This window comes from Gardnerella sp. KA00255, from assembly GCF_049244095.1.
Taxonomy (GTDB): Bacteria; Actinomycetota; Actinomycetes; order Actinomycetales; family Bifidobacteriaceae; genus Bifidobacterium; species Bifidobacterium vaginale_F.
In genome coordinates, this window is the sequence record NZ_CP058374.1 from 284,176 (window position 1) to 299,850 (window position 15,675).

The 15,675-nt window shown below is 40.7% G+C and carries 11 protein-coding genes and 1 riboswitch; of the genes, 4 read left to right on the forward strand and 7 right to left on the reverse strand.

The genetic code is table 11. The features are described from left to right. Position 1: 1 nt before the first annotated feature. The 4 genes from HXT51_RS01155 to HXT51_RS01170 form a co-directional block, all read right to left on the reverse strand. Complete coding sequence (locus HXT51_RS01155; protein WP_415705770.1) at positions 2–916, reverse strand: hypothetical protein; 915 nt, start codon at positions 914–916, stop codon at positions 2–4. 155 nt (positions 917–1,071) lie between these two features. Then, positions 1,072–1,953, reverse strand: a complete 882-nt coding sequence (pflA, locus tag HXT51_RS01160; RefSeq protein WP_103084160.1) for a pyruvate formate-lyase-activating protein — start codon at positions 1,951–1,953, stop codon at positions 1,072–1,074. A 128-nt stretch (positions 1,954–2,081) separates the two neighbouring features. Continuing rightward, positions 2,082–4,457 carry a formate C-acetyltransferase gene (pflB, locus tag HXT51_RS01165; protein WP_421776575.1) on the reverse strand — a complete coding sequence of 792 codons (2,376 nt, stop codon included), beginning with the start codon at positions 4,455–4,457 and terminating at the stop codon, positions 2,082–2,084. Between the two features lie 118 nt (positions 4,458–4,575). Further along, on the reverse strand, positions 4,576–6,273 hold the full coding sequence (locus tag HXT51_RS01170) for an NAD+ synthase (protein ID WP_421776576.1): 1,698 nt from the start codon (positions 6,271–6,273) through the stop codon (positions 4,576–4,578). Positions 6,274–6,648: 375 nt separating this feature from the next. Here HXT51_RS01170 and HXT51_RS01175 point away from each other — a divergent pair, with 375 nt between their 5' ends. The 4 genes from HXT51_RS01175 to thiC all read left to right on the forward strand — a co-directional run bounded on the left by HXT51_RS01175 (position 6,649) and on the right by thiC (position 12,138). Then, a complete protein-coding gene (locus tag HXT51_RS01175; RefSeq protein ID WP_421776577.1) occupies positions 6,649–7,482 on the forward strand; it encodes a MetQ/NlpA family ABC transporter substrate-binding protein in 834 nt (277 codons plus the stop codon). A 242-nt stretch (positions 7,483–7,724) separates the two neighbouring features. Further along, complete coding sequence (locus tag HXT51_RS01180; protein WP_421776578.1) at positions 7,725–8,561, forward strand: methionine ABC transporter ATP-binding protein; 837 nt, start codon at positions 7,725–7,727, stop codon at positions 8,559–8,561. Between the two features lie 2 nt (positions 8,562–8,563). Beyond that, positions 8,564–9,244 (forward strand): methionine ABC transporter permease, encoded by a 681-nt coding sequence (locus tag HXT51_RS01185; protein ID WP_421776579.1) that lies wholly within the window; start codon positions 8,564–8,566, stop codon positions 9,242–9,244. Positions 9,245–9,384: 140 nt separating this feature from the next. Beyond that, positions 9,385–9,495: riboswitch (TPP riboswitch) on the forward strand. Further along, entirely contained in the window at positions 9,493–12,138 is a 2,646-nt protein-coding gene (gene thiC / locus HXT51_RS01190) for a phosphomethylpyrimidine synthase ThiC (protein ID WP_103084155.1), read from the forward strand. Its footprint overlaps the riboswitch before it by 3 nt. Before the next feature lie 226 nt (positions 12,139–12,364). Here thiC and HXT51_RS01195 read toward each other — a convergent pair whose 3' ends face one another. The 3 genes from HXT51_RS01195 to HXT51_RS01205 all read right to left on the reverse strand — a co-directional run bounded on the left by HXT51_RS01195 (position 12,365) and on the right by HXT51_RS01205 (position 15,668). Next, positions 12,365–14,704 carry a RelA/SpoT family protein gene (locus HXT51_RS01195; protein ID WP_103084154.1) on the reverse strand — a complete coding sequence of 780 codons (2,340 nt, stop codon included), beginning with the start codon at positions 14,702–14,704 and terminating at the stop codon, positions 12,365–12,367. Between the two features lie 191 nt (positions 14,705–14,895). Further along, complete coding sequence (gene dut, locus HXT51_RS01200; protein WP_103084153.1) at positions 14,896–15,375, reverse strand: dUTP diphosphatase; 480 nt, start codon at positions 15,373–15,375, stop codon at positions 14,896–14,898. Then, on the reverse strand, positions 15,375–15,668 hold the full coding sequence (locus HXT51_RS01205; RefSeq protein ID WP_103084335.1) for a DUF4193 domain-containing protein: 294 nt from the start codon (positions 15,666–15,668) through the stop codon (positions 15,375–15,377). Before HXT51_RS01205 ends, dut begins: the two co-directional genes overlap by 1 nt. Between the last annotated feature and the right edge of the window lie 7 nt (positions 15,669–15,675).

The window sequence follows — 15,675 nt, forward strand, 5'->3', positions numbered from 1 at the left end:
ACTAATTACGAGATTTACGCAACAATAGTATTCCTCGCGTAATCGCAAAACCTAATACGCTTATAACTAAGGTTGGAAGCATTGCACTAAGGAAATATGAAGCATCCATATAGAAGAATCTTAACGATATTGAGCCAATACTAAAGCACACGTTCTCAGCTAAATTCTTAGAACCGCATGGTAAACCAAGAAGATGCAAAGGCACTGCAAAACACACTAAAAGCGCGTCATAAATAATACCTACAAGTACCACAATCCATCCGCCTTTGCCAGCCATGGCAGCGCACACGGACACTCCAGCCATAAGCAAGAATGGGAATATCATAAGCGAAATCATAATACCTATTCCATCGCTCAATAGCACGAGTACTGTAGAAGCAATATAGCCAATAACTAAAGTAAACCAGCAGCCAGCAAGAATCTTATGCTTAGAAATCCAACTATCTTCTTTCATAAAATCTGTTTTACTCAAGCAATACTCTTTAACAGCATCCAAAACGTAATATCCAAAGGCGTAACCAACCCAAGTACCAATAATTCCTGCAAAAGCAATAGATAGAAGCACAAGTATTAACAATCCGAAAGAAAGCTTATCTCCTGCATAAGGGTAAAACGCAAGAAAAATGTCGAAAAGTATGCCACATAACACGCTTAATATAGATGTAATTATTGGCAACGTTAAACTTCTAGAACGCAACATAGAGAATAACGATTGAATAACAAAAAATATTACAACAAGTAAAACTGCTGGACCACACGTAACTGAAATACTTAAATTACGATTATGCACCAACGCATATGGAGCGGAAGCAAGAACAATCACATAAAAAATAAGCGAAACAATAACAGCAATCGAGGCCACAGTATGCGCACGATTCCATGTACAGTATTCCTTCAATTCCTTCAACTTCTTCACGATAAGCTCCTTTGCCTATGCAATATTGAATATTATTGAAATACTATCATAAACAAAAAATATAAATATAGAAAAATACGCTCTTAACAGAATTATTACAACTTACAGAGCAATATAATTTAAACACTCCGGCAATTGAATGCGCATATTTAGATTTAATACACTACGAAACCGTGGTCTTTGAACTGGTTTACAACTCGCTCTTTAAGTGCTTTAGAAGGCCCTTTCTGATTCTCAAGAGGGTACGGAATTCGAAGCTCATGCCACTTTGGGCGGCCTAGTTGATGGAAACCAAGCACGTCAATATGCTCAACAGCATCCCCAAACGAATCGCAAATCTCTGCAACTTTTTCAACATTTTCTTCGCTGGAAGTCAAACCTGGGACAAGCACAAAACGCACCCAAATCTTCTTACCAGCCTTCGCCAATCGCTGACCAAAATCAATAGTTGGCTGCAACAATCCACCAGTAACTTCTTTATACGTTTCTTCAGTGCCTGATTTAACGTCAAGAAGACAAAGATCAATGTCTTCAATCATTTCGTCAGTATAATTGCGATTCAAAAAACCTGAAGTATCTAAGCAAGTATGAACGCCCATCTCTTTTGCAGCACGAAAGACTCTAGATACAAAAGCTGGCTGCATCATGGATTCGCCGCCGGAAAAAGTGATACCTCCGCCTGTTGCTTTAAAAAGACTTTGATAACGGTCAACTTTTTTAATCATCGCATCCAAATAAACCGGCTTACCGTCACGCATTTTCCAAGTATCAGGATTTTGGCAATACTGACAGCGAAGTGGGCAGCCACTCATAAAAACAGTCATACGAGTGCCAGGGCCATCAACAGAAGTGTTAATATCCCACGAATGCACGAACCCAATATCGCCAGTTTTAAGAGCTACCAGGCGATCTTTACGATCCAGACCAATTGGTGACTCAAATCCAGAAAGACCACCCATTAAAGTTTGACGAGCATACTCTTTCGACTCTTTCAGCATATGCTGAGTTGTTGTACGAAACGCTGTATTTTCAACCATCGAGCAGCCCTCCTGAATAGTAGATTTTTTGAAAACCGCCGGGAGTAACACCTACCCCCGGCGGCTCATAAACACTAGCAAATAATTACAAGCGTTTTATTTTACTCTCGTTACTCTTATCACTCTTATTACTCTGTAACAGATCCCTGATGGAATGTACGAGAAATAACATCGAGCTGCTGCTCCTTAGTGAGCTTTACAAAGTTCACTGCATAGCCAGAAACTCGAACCGTAAGATGTGGGTACTTTTCTGGATGCTCAACAGCGTCTTCAAGCTGTTCCTTACGCAAAACGTTGATGTTTGCGTGATACAAGCCGTGACCGTTTCCAGCATCCAAAATACCTACAAGATTACCAATTCGCTCGTCTTCATCGCGACCTAAGCCATCAGGAGTGATTGTATTAGTAAGCGAAATGCCGTCGAGAGCGTCATCGTAGTCAATCTTACCAACGGAGAACATAGATGGAAGCATACCGTGTGCATCCATACCATTTTCTGGATTTGCACCTGGAGCATACGGAGTGCCCTTCTTATGGCCGGATGGGAAGGAACCAGTATTCTTACCGTATTCAACGTTAGAAGTAATGGTCAAGATGGACTGAGTTGGAACAGCATTACGATAAACAGGCAAACGCTTTACCTGACCCATAACAGTGCTTACAACCCACTTAGCCAAATCATCGGCGCGATCGTCGTCGTTACCGTAAATTGGGAATTCTCCAACAGTCTTGTAACCAACGATTAAATCGTCATCGCCGCCCTCAATGTACTCGTACTCATGACCTTCAGTAGTCTTTGCATCCTTGTTGTAGATTGGATAAACCTTCGCGTACTTCAAAGCAGCTAAGGAATCTGCAGCAATAGACAAACCGGACATACCGCAACCAAGCGTACGGTAGACTTCCCTATCATGCAAAGCCATCTCAATGGACTCATAAGCATACTTATCGTGCATGTAGTGGATGATGTTCAAAGCCTCAATATAAGTCTCGGAAAGCCATTCCAAAGCCTTCTCGTAGTTGGCCTTAACCTTCTCGTAGTCAAGAGTGCCATCAGCTTCTGGACGAATTGGCTCAACAACACCCTTATCGATAACCTGCATGCCAGTCATCTCATCGCGACCACCGTTAATAGCGTAAAGCAAAGCCTTAGCAGAATTCACGCGAGCTGCGAAGAACTGCATTTGCTTACCGACGCGCATTGGAGAAACGCAGCAAGCAATAGCAGCATCGTCACCCCAGTGCTCACGAATGTCTTTATCGGATTCGTACTGGATTGCAGAAGTATCAATAGAGATTCGTGCGCAGAAACGCTTATAAGCTTCTGGAAGCTTTGGATCCCAGAAAATAGTGATATTTGGCTCAGGGCCAGGTCCCAAATGCTCAAGAGTCAAAGTGTTAAGCAAACGGAACGAAGTCTTGGTTACGAAAGTGCGACCATCCTCGCTAAAGCCTGCATCAGACCAGGTTGCCCAATAAGGATCACCAGAGAAGATTGCGTCATAATCCTTAGTACGCAAGAAGCGCACAATGCGAAGCTTCATAACAAGAGCATCGATGATTTCCTGAGCATCGGTTTCGTTAATTAAACCAGCCTTAAAATCGCGCTCAAAATAGCAATCAAAGAATGCAGAAACGCGGCCAAAGCTCATTGCAGCGCCATCCTGGCTCTTTACGGAAGCAAGATACCCCATGTAAGTCCACTGAACGGCTTCCTTAGCAGTCTGAGCTGGACGGCTCAAATCCAAACCGTACTCATTACCCAAATTAATAAGCTGCTTCAAAGCTTTAATCTGCTCATCGTGCTCTTCACGGAAACGAATCCAATGCTCAATTTCAGTCTCAGTGAAATCATTACGATATGGAATCGAATCCTTATCGCGCTTCTTGAACTCAATAAGCATATTAACGCCATAAAGAGCCACACGACGATAATCGCCAATAATACGACCACGGCCGTAAGCATCTGGCAAACCGGTTAAAATCTTGTTATGGCGAGCAATCTTAATGTTCTTTGTGTAAACGCCAAACACGCCATCGTTATGAGTCTTGCGGTAAACAGTAAAAATCTTCTTAATTTGAGGATCTACTTCCTTGCCGGCTTCCTTAATAGCCTGCTCAACCATACGCCAACCACCATTTGGCATCATAGCGCGCTTGCAAGGCTCATCAGTCTGCAAACCGACGATTACGTTATCGACTTCTGGGCTTTCAATGTAGCCTGCTGGCATGGCATCAATGCCTGCTGGGATATGAGTTTCAACATCGTATACGCGACGCTCACGCTCAACAGCCAAGTAGTTGTCATCAAGATACTTCCACATATGCTTCGTTTTTTCAGTGGCGTTTGCCAAGAAGCTTTCGTCACCCTCATATGGAGTGTAATTCTTCAAAATGAAATCACGAACGTCAATATCTTTCTGCCAGTTGCCGGTCTCAAATCCGTCCCACGCCTTGGTGCGAAGATCCTCTTCACTGAGAACGGAAGCATCAACAGATGTCATTTTAAAACTCCTTTTGTACTCGCAACGCATCTTCACGCTGCATTACTAACAATGTTAGAACATAGGCAAACGCATACACGAGCAGTTTTGGAAAAAATCTAGTGAAATACATCACATTTTATTCACGAAATGCTGTTGTTACTGGCATTCTTCTATCTCTACCAAAAGCAATAGAACTAACTTTTGGTCCTAGCGGATATTGGCGACGCTTCCATTCAGCACGATCAACTAATCGCATAACAGTGTCAACTGTATTCTCATCGAATCCATCAGATAGTAAATCTTCACGACCATGAGCAAGTTCAATATGCGCTTCTAAGACTCTGTCAAGCAATTCGTATTCAGGCAAAGAATCTGAATCCTTCTGACCAGGTCTTAGCTCAGCACTTGGAGGCTTAATAATTGAATTTACCGGAATTAATATCCCATCTGCAGGAGCTTTCGAAATTTCTAAATCTTCAGCGCCAACAATTGGCAACATTCCAAGTCCAATACCATTTTTAGCAGCACGATTGCGCCAACGAGAAAGAGCCCAAACCCTTGTTTTAAACAAATCTTTTATAGGAGCGTATCCTCCAACAGCATCACCATAAATAGTAGAATATCCGCATGCAAGTTCTGACTTATTACCTGTTGCGAGCGCAAGCAATCCTTTTGAATTAGAATATGCCATTACGATTACGCCGCGTACTCGAGCTTGCAAATTTTCAGCAGCAACACCTTGCAAATCAAGCTGATTCTGGAAAGATTTAAAAAGCGATTCAATTGGTTGCACGTCGTAGTGAGAGCCGATTTTATCAGCTAAATCGCGCGCATCGTCTTTAGATCCATCTGAAGAATACATGCTTGGCATTGAAATTCCCCATACGTTTTCACCACCGCAAGCGTCTGCTGCCATTGTTGCTACTAGCGCAGAATCAATTCCTCCAGAAAGACCTAAGCAAACACCTTTAAATCCGTTTTTGCGCATGTAGTCACGAAGTCCAAGTACGCAAGCACAATATACTTCTTCGTCTGGTTCCAATTCTTTTTCAATAGTTGAAACTTTTTGTTTAGATGCAGAAGAATCGATATCAATGTATGAAATATCTTCTTTAAACATTGCTGATCGTTCTAGCAAAGTACCATCAGAGTCAACTACGAAACTTCCTCCATCGAAAACTAAATCATCTTGTCCACCAACTTGGTTTACGTACACTAGTGGAGCGTTAACTTCAGATGCTCTTTGTTTTGCTAATCTGACTCTGATATCAGTTTTGCCTTCTTCATATGGAGAGCCATTCATAGTTACAAGTACGTTAATTTTATTCTTCGCTAATTGTGCTACAGGACCGCCGTCTTGCCAAATATCTTCACAAATAGCAAAACCTATACGCATATCATTAATTTGTAGGATTTCGCATTCATTTCCAGAAGAAAAGATTCTGAACTCGTCAAAAACTCCATAATTTGGTAAGAAGTGTTTATCGTAGTGAAGAATAACTTTCCCGTCGTGTAATACAACTAGACGATTTCGTGGCTTACCTGAGGATTCATCTAAACCAACAGTTCCAACTACTACGTATAAATCGGACAATTCTTCTTCGCATAAACGCTTTGCAAGAGAAGATATAGCATTATTAGCAGCTTTACGAAAAGTATTCCTTAATGCAAGATCCTCAATAGGATATCCGGTTAAAGTCATTTCAGGAAATATGACTATGCTCGCGTTATTTTTCTTAGAATTTTTGCAGTATTGCAAAATCTTTTCACTGTTTGATTCTATATTCCCTACGCAAGTATCAATCTGCGCTAATGCTAAACGAATTACACTCATGCTTATAAGTGTAATCGAAAAATAAAAATCACTAATAATATTGCAAAATTTATACACTTAATATTTTTTAGTTATCCTTTATTTACAACGTTTTCTAACTGGTCATAAGTAATACAAATATTAAAACAGTAGCGTTAAATGATTTTCTCTCATATATTGAGATTTTGTTACTCGCGAAGGGGAAAAATTGCAGAGAAACAAGAGATAAGAAAAAACTTAAGAAGTGAAGACGGGAACAGAAGACAAAAGAATAAAAGAACAAATTAAAAAGCAAAATTAAAAAAGATTAAAAAATTAAAAAGCAAAATAATTTAAAACAACAAAAAAAATAAAAAATAAAAGCAATAACTAAGATTTAGATATAAGGAGAAACGCATGAATAGTAAGAAAATTATTGCAGCAGTCATCACTTTAACTTCACTCGTCGGATTGACTTTAGGCGGATGCGGTTCACGTAAAAATGCTCAGGAAGATAATAAAACTATTATAATTGCCGCTTCTCCTACTCCTCATTCTGAAATCTTAAATAAAGCTGTAAAGCCAATTTTGCAAAAAGAGGGTTATAAGTTAGTAGTAAAGGAATTTACTGACTACGTGCAGCCAAACACAGCTACTGAAGAAGGCGAAGTAGACGCAAACTATTATCAGCATCTGCCTTATCTTGATAATTTCAATAAGGAAAAAGGCACTCACCTTGTTTCAGTAGGTGGAATTCATTTTGAGCCATTTGGATTGTATCCAGGAAAAACCAAGACAATTAAAGCATTAGCAAATGGCGCAACAGTTGCAGTTCCAAATGATCCTACTAATGAGGCTCGCGCATTGCTTCTTTTGCAAGACGCTGGATTGATTAAGTTGAAGAATCCAAATGATATTAACGCTACTACAAAAGACATTACTGAAAATCCTAAGAATTTGAAGTTTAAAGAGCTTGAAGCAGCAACAGTTCCTACTGCTATTAAGGACGTAGACCTTGCTGCTATGAACGGCAACTACGCTATTCAGGCTGGTTTCAATCCAATTAAAGACCCGCTTGCTTCAGAAAAAGTTGGAGGCGTTGCAGCTAAAACTTACGAAAACATTATTGTTGTAAAGAAGGGTTCTGAAAAGTTTAAAAAAATCAAGGCCTTGCTTAAAGCTTTGAAGACAAGCGAAGTGCGCGATTATATTACTAAAACTTATAAGGGTGCCGTACTTCCTGTTTTCTAAAAAATACTCACAATGTAGCCATATAATGCCGCAATGTGTATTATCCATGTACGCTTGCGGCATTATTTTTATAAGAGTGTAATATACGTAATGCGCGCGCTAGTCATAGTGTTAACTAATAAATAAATATAGTTAAATAAATACAGTTAAATAAATACGATGCTGGATAATAACTTGTGCGTAACGTAATATGAAACGCTGGTATATTTCACGCCGAGAACAATAATCTGTTAAGGAAAAGCATGATTCAGATTGAACATCTTCACAAAAGCTACGGCAAAGGTAGCGAAACGAATGAAGCATTACATGATATTAATCTCACTATTGAATCGGGAGAAGTATTCGGAATTCTTGGTTCCTCTGGTGCTGGAAAGTCTTCGCTAGTTCGTTGCATGAATCTGCTTGAGCGACCAACCTCTGGAAAAATCATCATTGACGGGAATGATATTACAGAAGTAAAAGATAAAGAACTTGCAAAAGTTCGCACAAATATTGGCATGATTTTCCAGAATTTTAGCCTTTTCCAGCAGCGCACAGTATTAAGAAACGTAACGTTCCCATTAGAGTTGAACCACACTCCAAAAACGAAACGAGAAGAACGCGCAAACTATTTGCTTGACTTAGTAGGCTTAAAAGATTTTGCAAATCGCTACCCTAGCCAACTTTCAGGCGGACAGCAGCAGCGCGTGGCAATTGCGCGAGCGCTAGCTAATAATCCTTCAATAATGCTTTGTGACGAAGCAACAAGCGCGCTTGATTCAACAACTACTGCACAGATTCTAAACTTATTGAGCAAAATTAACCGTGAGCTTAACGTAACGCTTGTTATTATTACGCATTCGTTAGCTGTAGCTCGTAATATTTGCGATCGAGTTGCAATGATTGATGGCGGGCGCATTGTGGAACTGGGTGACACGGATACGCTTTTTGCAAATCCACAAAGCGATATTTTGCGCACGCTTATTGCGGATGAAAAGCAGGAAAATCATCGAGCAAAACCTACAAACAAGTCTGCAAACGCGTCAACAAATGAGGCAACAAACACACCTAAAAACGCGCTTAACAATGAGGTGAAATAACAATGTTAGAAGCTGCTACACAATTTATTAATGACTACGGCGACTTACTTATTGAAGGCGTGCAAGACACACTTGTAATGACATCAGTTGCAACACTTTTTGCGTATATTATTGGTCTTCCTATTGGCGTACTTCTAATTACGTCAAACAAAAAAGGTATTTGTCCTAACGCGCCAATTAACACAGTTCTCGGCTGGATTGTTAATATCGTACGTTCAGTGCCTTTTATTATTTTGCTAGTTGCAATAATTCCTTTCACTCGTCTTATAGTTGGAACATCTCTTGGAGTTCCTGGAGCTATTGTTCCTCTGGTAATTACAGCTGCACCATTCGTTGCTAGAGTTGTTGAACAATCTTTAGCTGAAGTTGACGGAAGCTTAATTGAAGCAGCACAAAGCTTTGGCGCAAGCAAATTACAAATTGTTTGCAAAGTATTATTATGGGAATCTTTACCTTCGCTAATTCGCGGAGCTGCACTTACATTTATTACGCTTTTTGGATTCTCTGCAATGGCTGGAACAGTTGGCGCAGGCGGACTAGGAGATATTGCAATACGATACGGATACCAGCGTTATCAATACGATGTGATGACAGTAGCTGTTATTCTTTGCATCATTCTCGTACAAATTGTGCAAAGCTTGGGAGATTTTATTTCTCGTTCAATTAATCATCACGAACGCTGAAAAATACAAATATATTAAAACTAATAAAACTGTCTGCGCGAAATAATCGTTCAGACAGTTTTATTTTAATTGCAATCTTTTATCGCAACATACCTTTTGCTTATTAAATGCACGTACTCGTGTAAAATATAGAAGTCACAACATTTTTGCAGGGGTGCTTTCTCAAGAAGATTGCTGAGATAAGTTTTTATAAAACTTAACCCTTCGAACCTGTTAGTTAATACAACGTAGGGAGCAACGACTTAGGTATGACTTCGAATTATCCATACGCGTCTATGCGTAATCAATTTAACCTCAGCGCCTGCTTTATTGCAGATGCAAAAACTTGTAATCGTCCTATCACTGATGTAGTTGATGACGCTTTACGCGCTGGAGCAACATTCATACGTCTTCATGCTAATAATGATAATGCCCAGGAACTCACAACTGTTGCTCGTGATATCGCGCAAATAATCGAAGATAATAACAAATGCGACTCGGTCACTTTTGTTATTGATGAACGCGTGGACGTAGCATGGCAAGCAAGAAATCAAGGCATTAAAGTTGATGGTATTCATCTTTCACAAGGAGATATGGAACCTAGAGAAGCTCGTGCTTTGTTAGGCGAAGATGCCGTTATAGGTTTGTCATTAGAAACAGAAAGCCTTGTAAAAGTTATTAACGAACTTCCAGATGGATGCATTGATTATATTTGCGTAACAGCAATGCATAATCCAGAAGAAGGATGCGAAAACTCTACTGCATCTTACGAGTTGGAAGCAAATCATACAACGCTTGATGAAGAAAAAATCAATACTATTTGTAAAGCAAGTGATTTCCCTGTTCTTGTTGGCGGAAGAATTCAACTTGATGATGTAGATATGATTGCACGCACTAATGCTGCTGGATGGTTCGTAGCTGAAGCATTGTATTCTTCGCAAACACCAGAATCAACTATGAGCGAATTTATTGAGCGCTGGAAAGCTGTTCGAGGAGAAGAAAAGCACGGTTATGCCAAGCGTGTAATCGTTCCAGAAAATGCTGAGAACTCTGAAAAGCCTCAAGAAAAGAAGCCAACATTTATTAATGCTAAAGAAGCAAAAGACGCTGCAAAATTAGCAAAACAGCAAAGAGTTGATATAGCTGCTCGTGGATGCACTCAACGAGACAAAGCTCATATTCGTAAGACTACGCCAGTTCATTTTGAATATAAGTATGGTTCTTACGATTTGGAAGTTCCTTATACAGAAATTAAGCTTTCTGATACTCCAGGCGTTGGTCCTAACCCACCATTTAAGGATTACAACACAGAAGGACCTAAGTGCGATCCGAAGGAAGGCTTGGCTCCTCTTCGCCTTGATTGGATTTTGGATCGTGGAGACGTAGAAGAATACGAAGGTCGTAGACGTAATCTTCAGGATGATGGAAAACGTGCTATTAAGCGTGGTAAAGCTTCAAAAGAATGGCGTGGACGCATGCATAAGCCAATGAAGGCTGTGGATCATCCTATTACTCAAATGTGGTACGCGCGTCATGGAATTATCACTCCAGAAATGCAATATGTTGCTACTCGTGAAAACTGCGATGTAGAACTTGTTCGCTCTGAACTTGCTGCTGGACGTGCAGTAATTCCTTGCAATATCAACCACCCTGAAGCAGAACCTATGATTATTGGTTCTCGCTTCTTAACTAAGCTCAACGCGAACATGGGTAATTCTGCTGTCACATCTTCTATTGACGAAGAAGTAGAAAAGCTTACCTGGGCTACTAAGTGGGGCGCGGATACCGTTATGGATCTTTCCACCGGTAACGATATTCACACGACTCGCGAATGGATTTTGCGTAACTCCCCTGTTCCAATTGGCACTGTGCCAATGTATCAAGCTTTGGAAAAGGTTGAGGATGACGCTTCTAAGCTCAGCTGGGAATTGTTCCGCGACACTGTTATTGAGCAGTGCGAGCAGGGCGTTGATTACATGACTATTCACGCAGGTGTACTTCTTCGTTACGTGCCTCTTACTGCAAATCGCGTAACTGGTATTGTTTCTCGAGGCGGTTCCATTATGGCTGAATGGTGCTTGCAACACCATCAGGAAAGCTTCTTATACACTCACTTCGAAGAATTATGCGAGATTTTCGCCAAGTACGATGTTGCGTTCTCTTTGGGTGACGGCTTGCGTCCAGGAAGCTTGGCTGATGCTAACGATGCAGCTCAGCTTTCAGAATTGATGACTCTTGGAGAGCTAACCAAGATTGCATGGCAGCATGATGTTCAGGTGATGATTGAAGGCCCAGGACACGTACCATTCGACACTGTCCGTATGAATATCGAGATGGAGAAAGCAATTTGCCAAAATGCTCCATTCTATACTCTTGGACCTTTGACAACCGATACAGCTCCAGGATACGATCACATTACTTCAGCAATAGGCGGCGTGGAAATCGCACGTTACGGAACAGCTATGCTTTGCTATGTGACTCCTAAGGAGCACTTAGGCTTACCAAATAAAGATGACGTTAAGCAAGGCGTAATTGCATATAAGATTGCCTGTCATGCGGCTGATCTTGCAAAGCATCATCCGCATGCTATGGATCGCGATAACGCAATCAGTAAGGCTCGTTTTGAGTTCCGCTGGTTGGATCAGTTTAATTTAAGTTACGATCCTGATACCGCTATCGCTTTCCATGATGAAACGCTTCCGGCAGAGCCAGCAAAAATGGCTCACTTCTGTTCCATGTGCGGACCAAAATTCTGCTCTATGGCTATTTCGCAGAATATTCGTAAGCGTTTCGGAGGAGCAGCTCAGCAAGAGCAGCTCGTCGAAGAAGCCCGTAGCCAAGCAATTGCAGACGGCATGAAAGAAATGAGTAAGAAGTTTCAGGAAGCTGGATCTTCACTGTATCAAAGCATCTGATATTTAAAAATGTTAGTTAGGTATATTTGCGTTGAGAATATGCCTAACTAAAGTCTTTGATACTGAGAAGTAAAGTTACTGATATTTCAAAGCGAGTCTTTAGTATTAAATGCTAAAGACTCGCTTTTTATTAAATAATTTTAAAGTAAACGTTAAAAGTAAATGTCAAAAAATAAACGTTAAAAAAAGTAACCGTTAAAAGTAAACGTTAAAAGTAAACGTTAAATTAATCGCGTTCCATTTTTCTAAGTCTTGGCTCAGCACTATCTTTAGCGCCCGTAATCCTGTAAACATCAAAAACACCTTCAATCTTGCGAATAGCGGCAAGCAAAGTATTCAGATGCTGAGGATCTGCCATTTCAAAAGCAAATTGGCTTGTAGCAACTCTATCGTCTCCAGTAGCAATAGATCCGGAAATAATATTTACTCCGTGATCAGAAAGCACTTTAGTAACATCTGAAAGAAGATGCTGACGATCCAAAGCTTCAACCTGAACTTTAACCATGAACAAACCTTTATCGCTTGTCCATTGCACAGGAATTACACGCTCAGACTGAGTTTTTTGCAAACCAATCATATTCTGGCAATCAGTTCTATGAACAGAAACGCCTTGATTACGCGTAATGAAACCAACTATATTGTCTCCAGGAACAGGCATACAGCAACGCGCAAGCTTAACCCAAACGTCACCAACGCCTTTAACTGATACACCAAGAGCGCCATTAGTTTTACGCGCTCGCTCAGGTCTTCTTAAAGGCAAAGCTTCCTGCTCAACCTCTTCATCAACCTCATCTGCACCAGCATCTTTAACAAGTCTAGAAATAACATTCTGTGTTGAAACTTGACCTTCGCCAATAGCTGCATAAACAGATTCAACATTAGGTGCAATATTCAACTCATCTGCGACGCCAATTAAAGCCTGCGGAGTCATCAAAGTAGAGATAGGCAAGTTACGCTTACGCATAGCACGAGTTAGCTCATCCTTGCCCTCTTCAATGGCCTCAGAACGACGTTCCTTGCTGAACCACTGACGAATCTTATTACGAGCACGAGGAGACTTTACGAAGCTAAGCCAATCTCTAGATGGGCCAGCAGTATCTGACTTTGATGTCAAGACTTCAACAGTATCTCCATTAACAAGCTTAGTATCAAGAGGCACAAGACGGCCGTTAACGCGAGCGCCCATCATGCGATGACCAACTTCAGTGTGCACAGAATAAGCAAAATCTACTGGAGTTGCGTCTTGAGGAAGAGCAACAATACTCCCCTTAGGAGTAAAGACGTATACTTCTGATGCTCCTAAATCTTGTTTTAAAGATCCTAAAAACTCATCCGAATCAGGTGTTTCACTAGTCCAATCGGCAAGCTGCTGAATCCACTTAAGATTATCTGCTTCGCTAAGTTCTTTACGATCTTCCTTTTCACGCTTTAAATCATCATTGTCTGGCTTACTTAAAGCGCGACCAGCCTGACCATTAGCTTTATACTTCCAGTGTGCAGCAATACCAAATTCAGCACGCCTGTGCATATCCCATGTACGAATCTGAATTTCAACAGGCTTTCCGCCAGGCCCTACAACAGTAGTATGCAAACTTTGATACATGTTTAGCTTAGGCGTTGCTATATAGTCCTTAAAACGCCCAGGAACAGGGCTCCAGCGCGCATGCACGGCACCTAATGCAGCATAACAATCTCGAATTGAATCAACAATTATTCGTACGCCCACAAGATCATATATATTTTCAAAATCATGTCCTCGAACAATCATCTTTTGATAAATCGAGAAATAATCTTTTGGACGGCCTTTAACAGAAGCTTTAACATGCTGCTCAGCTAAATCTTCGTTGATTTCTTCAAGAATCTGGCGTAAATAAACTTCACGCTGACCAGCCCTACGAGCAACTAAAACAACGATTTCATTGTAAATTTTTGGATATAAAACCTTAAAACTTAATTCTTCAAGCTCTGTTTTAATCGCGTTCATACCAAGTCTATTTGCAAGAGGAGCATAAACATCTAGAGTTTCACGAGCTTTTTTATGCGAGCTTGATGCTTTAACGTACCTCCATGTACGAGCATTATGCAATCGGTCTGCAAGCTTTACAACTAAAACTCGCACATCCCTGCTCATTGCTACAACCATTTTTCGTATGGTTTCAGCTTGAGCGTTATCGCCATATTCCATATTCGAGATTTTGGTAACACCATCAACTAAACCTGCTACCGTATCTCCAAAATCAGCCCTACACTCTTCTAGCGTATAGTCTGTATCTTCAACCGTGTCATGCAATAATCCTGCTGCAACAACTACTGGTCCCATGCCAAGATCTGCAAGAATTTGCGCCACTGCAAGAGGGTGAATAATATATGGCTCTCCTGATTTGCGACGCTGACCCGTATGCTGCTTCACTGCTCTCTTATAAGCACGATGAAGTATATCCATATTTTCACCGGGATGATGCCATTGGCACATTCGTAAAATTGGGCACAATGGGTTATTAGGTTCATTACTAATTTCGCAACCTAATTTATTAGCACCCTTTATTTCTTCTTGCGATTCGCCCATCGTACATCACCTCCCGTTTAACACTATCCTACATGTTTCAACAAAATCCGATAACTAAATTGTTGAATAACATAAAAAATATGAATATTCTTTGAACAAATGATAATAAATTCAAAAAATATCAGTAAATATTGTAAAACTTACGACAAATCCGACAAGCGCAAGCAAGTCGGATTTATAAGCATATTTATTTATTGCAATCCTGTTGAGCCAAAACCTTTATCAGACCGGTCTGAAGAAGGAAGTTTTTCAGCAGGAATAAAATCAGCCTTTACGTATCTTTGAATTACTAATTGAGCTATACGATCTCCTCTATGGAATTCAGCCGTATGCTCAGGATCCAAATTAATAAGCGGAACCTTAATCTCACCGCGATAACCAGCATCCACAGTTCCAGGAGCATTCAAAACAGTAACTCCTTGCTTAACTGCAAGACCAGAACGCGGGTGTACAAGGGCAACGTATCCTGCAGGTAACGCAATCGCGACTCCAGTCGGAACAAGCGCACGCTCAAAAGGTTTCAAAACAAAATCTTGAGTAGTACGCAAATCCGCACCAGCATCCGAAGCATGAGCATAATGAAGAGGCTCCATCGGCTCAGAATCATTATCGAGATAACTAATAAGCACCTCTAACTGTTCTGGTCCGTTATAAGTTTCATCATATGCCATTAAGCTGCGCACTCCTTGCAAATAGGATGGTTTTCAGTAGAAGACTCAGCAAGCTGACTGCGATGCTTAACCAAGAAGCATTCTGAGCAAATAAATTCATCACCTTGCATAGGAATTACTGTCACAGATGCATCTTCACCACTAAGATCTGCACCAGGCAACTCATAATCTTCAGCAATAGCATTCTCATCATCGTCAATCTCATTAGAAGAGTTCTGCGAACCCTTGATTAACGCTTGCAATGACTCTTCATCCTCATCTTTACTACGAGGGGAATCATAATCTTGTGCCATTATGGTC

Bases quoted from the DNA above. Each gene is read 5' to 3' on its own strand.
- HXT51_RS01175 (WP_421776577.1), top strand. From the start codon at position 6,649: ATGAATAGTAAGAAAATTATTGCAGCAGTCATCACTTTAACTTCACTC.
- HXT51_RS01185 (WP_421776579.1), top strand. From the start codon at position 8,564: ATGTTAGAAGCTGCTACACAATTTATTAATGACTACGGCGACTTACTT.
- pflA (WP_103084160.1), bottom strand. From the start codon at position 1,953: ATGGTTGAAAATACAGCGTTTCGTACAACAACTCAGCATATGCTGAAA.
- HXT51_RS01205 (WP_103084335.1), bottom strand. From the start codon at position 15,668: ATGGCACAAGATTATGATTCCCCTCGTAGTAAAGATGAGGATGAAGAG.
- HXT51_RS01195 (WP_103084154.1), bottom strand. From the start codon at position 14,704: ATGGGCGAATCGCAAGAAGAAATAAAGGGTGCTAATAAATTAGGTTGC.
- thiC (WP_103084155.1), top strand. From the start codon at position 9,493: ATGACTTCGAATTATCCATACGCGTCTATGCGTAATCAATTTAACCTC.
- HXT51_RS01180 (WP_421776578.1), top strand. From the start codon at position 7,725: ATGATTCAGATTGAACATCTTCACAAAAGCTACGGCAAAGGTAGCGAA.
- HXT51_RS01170 (WP_421776576.1), bottom strand. From the start codon at position 6,273: ATGAGTGTAATTCGTTTAGCATTAGCGCAGATTGATACTTGCGTAGGG.
- pflB (WP_421776575.1), bottom strand. From the start codon at position 4,457: ATGACATCTGTTGATGCTTCCGTTCTCAGTGAAGAGGATCTTCGCACC.
- dut (WP_103084153.1), bottom strand. From the start codon at position 15,375: ATGGCATATGATGAAACTTATAACGGACCAGAACAGTTAGAGGTGCTT.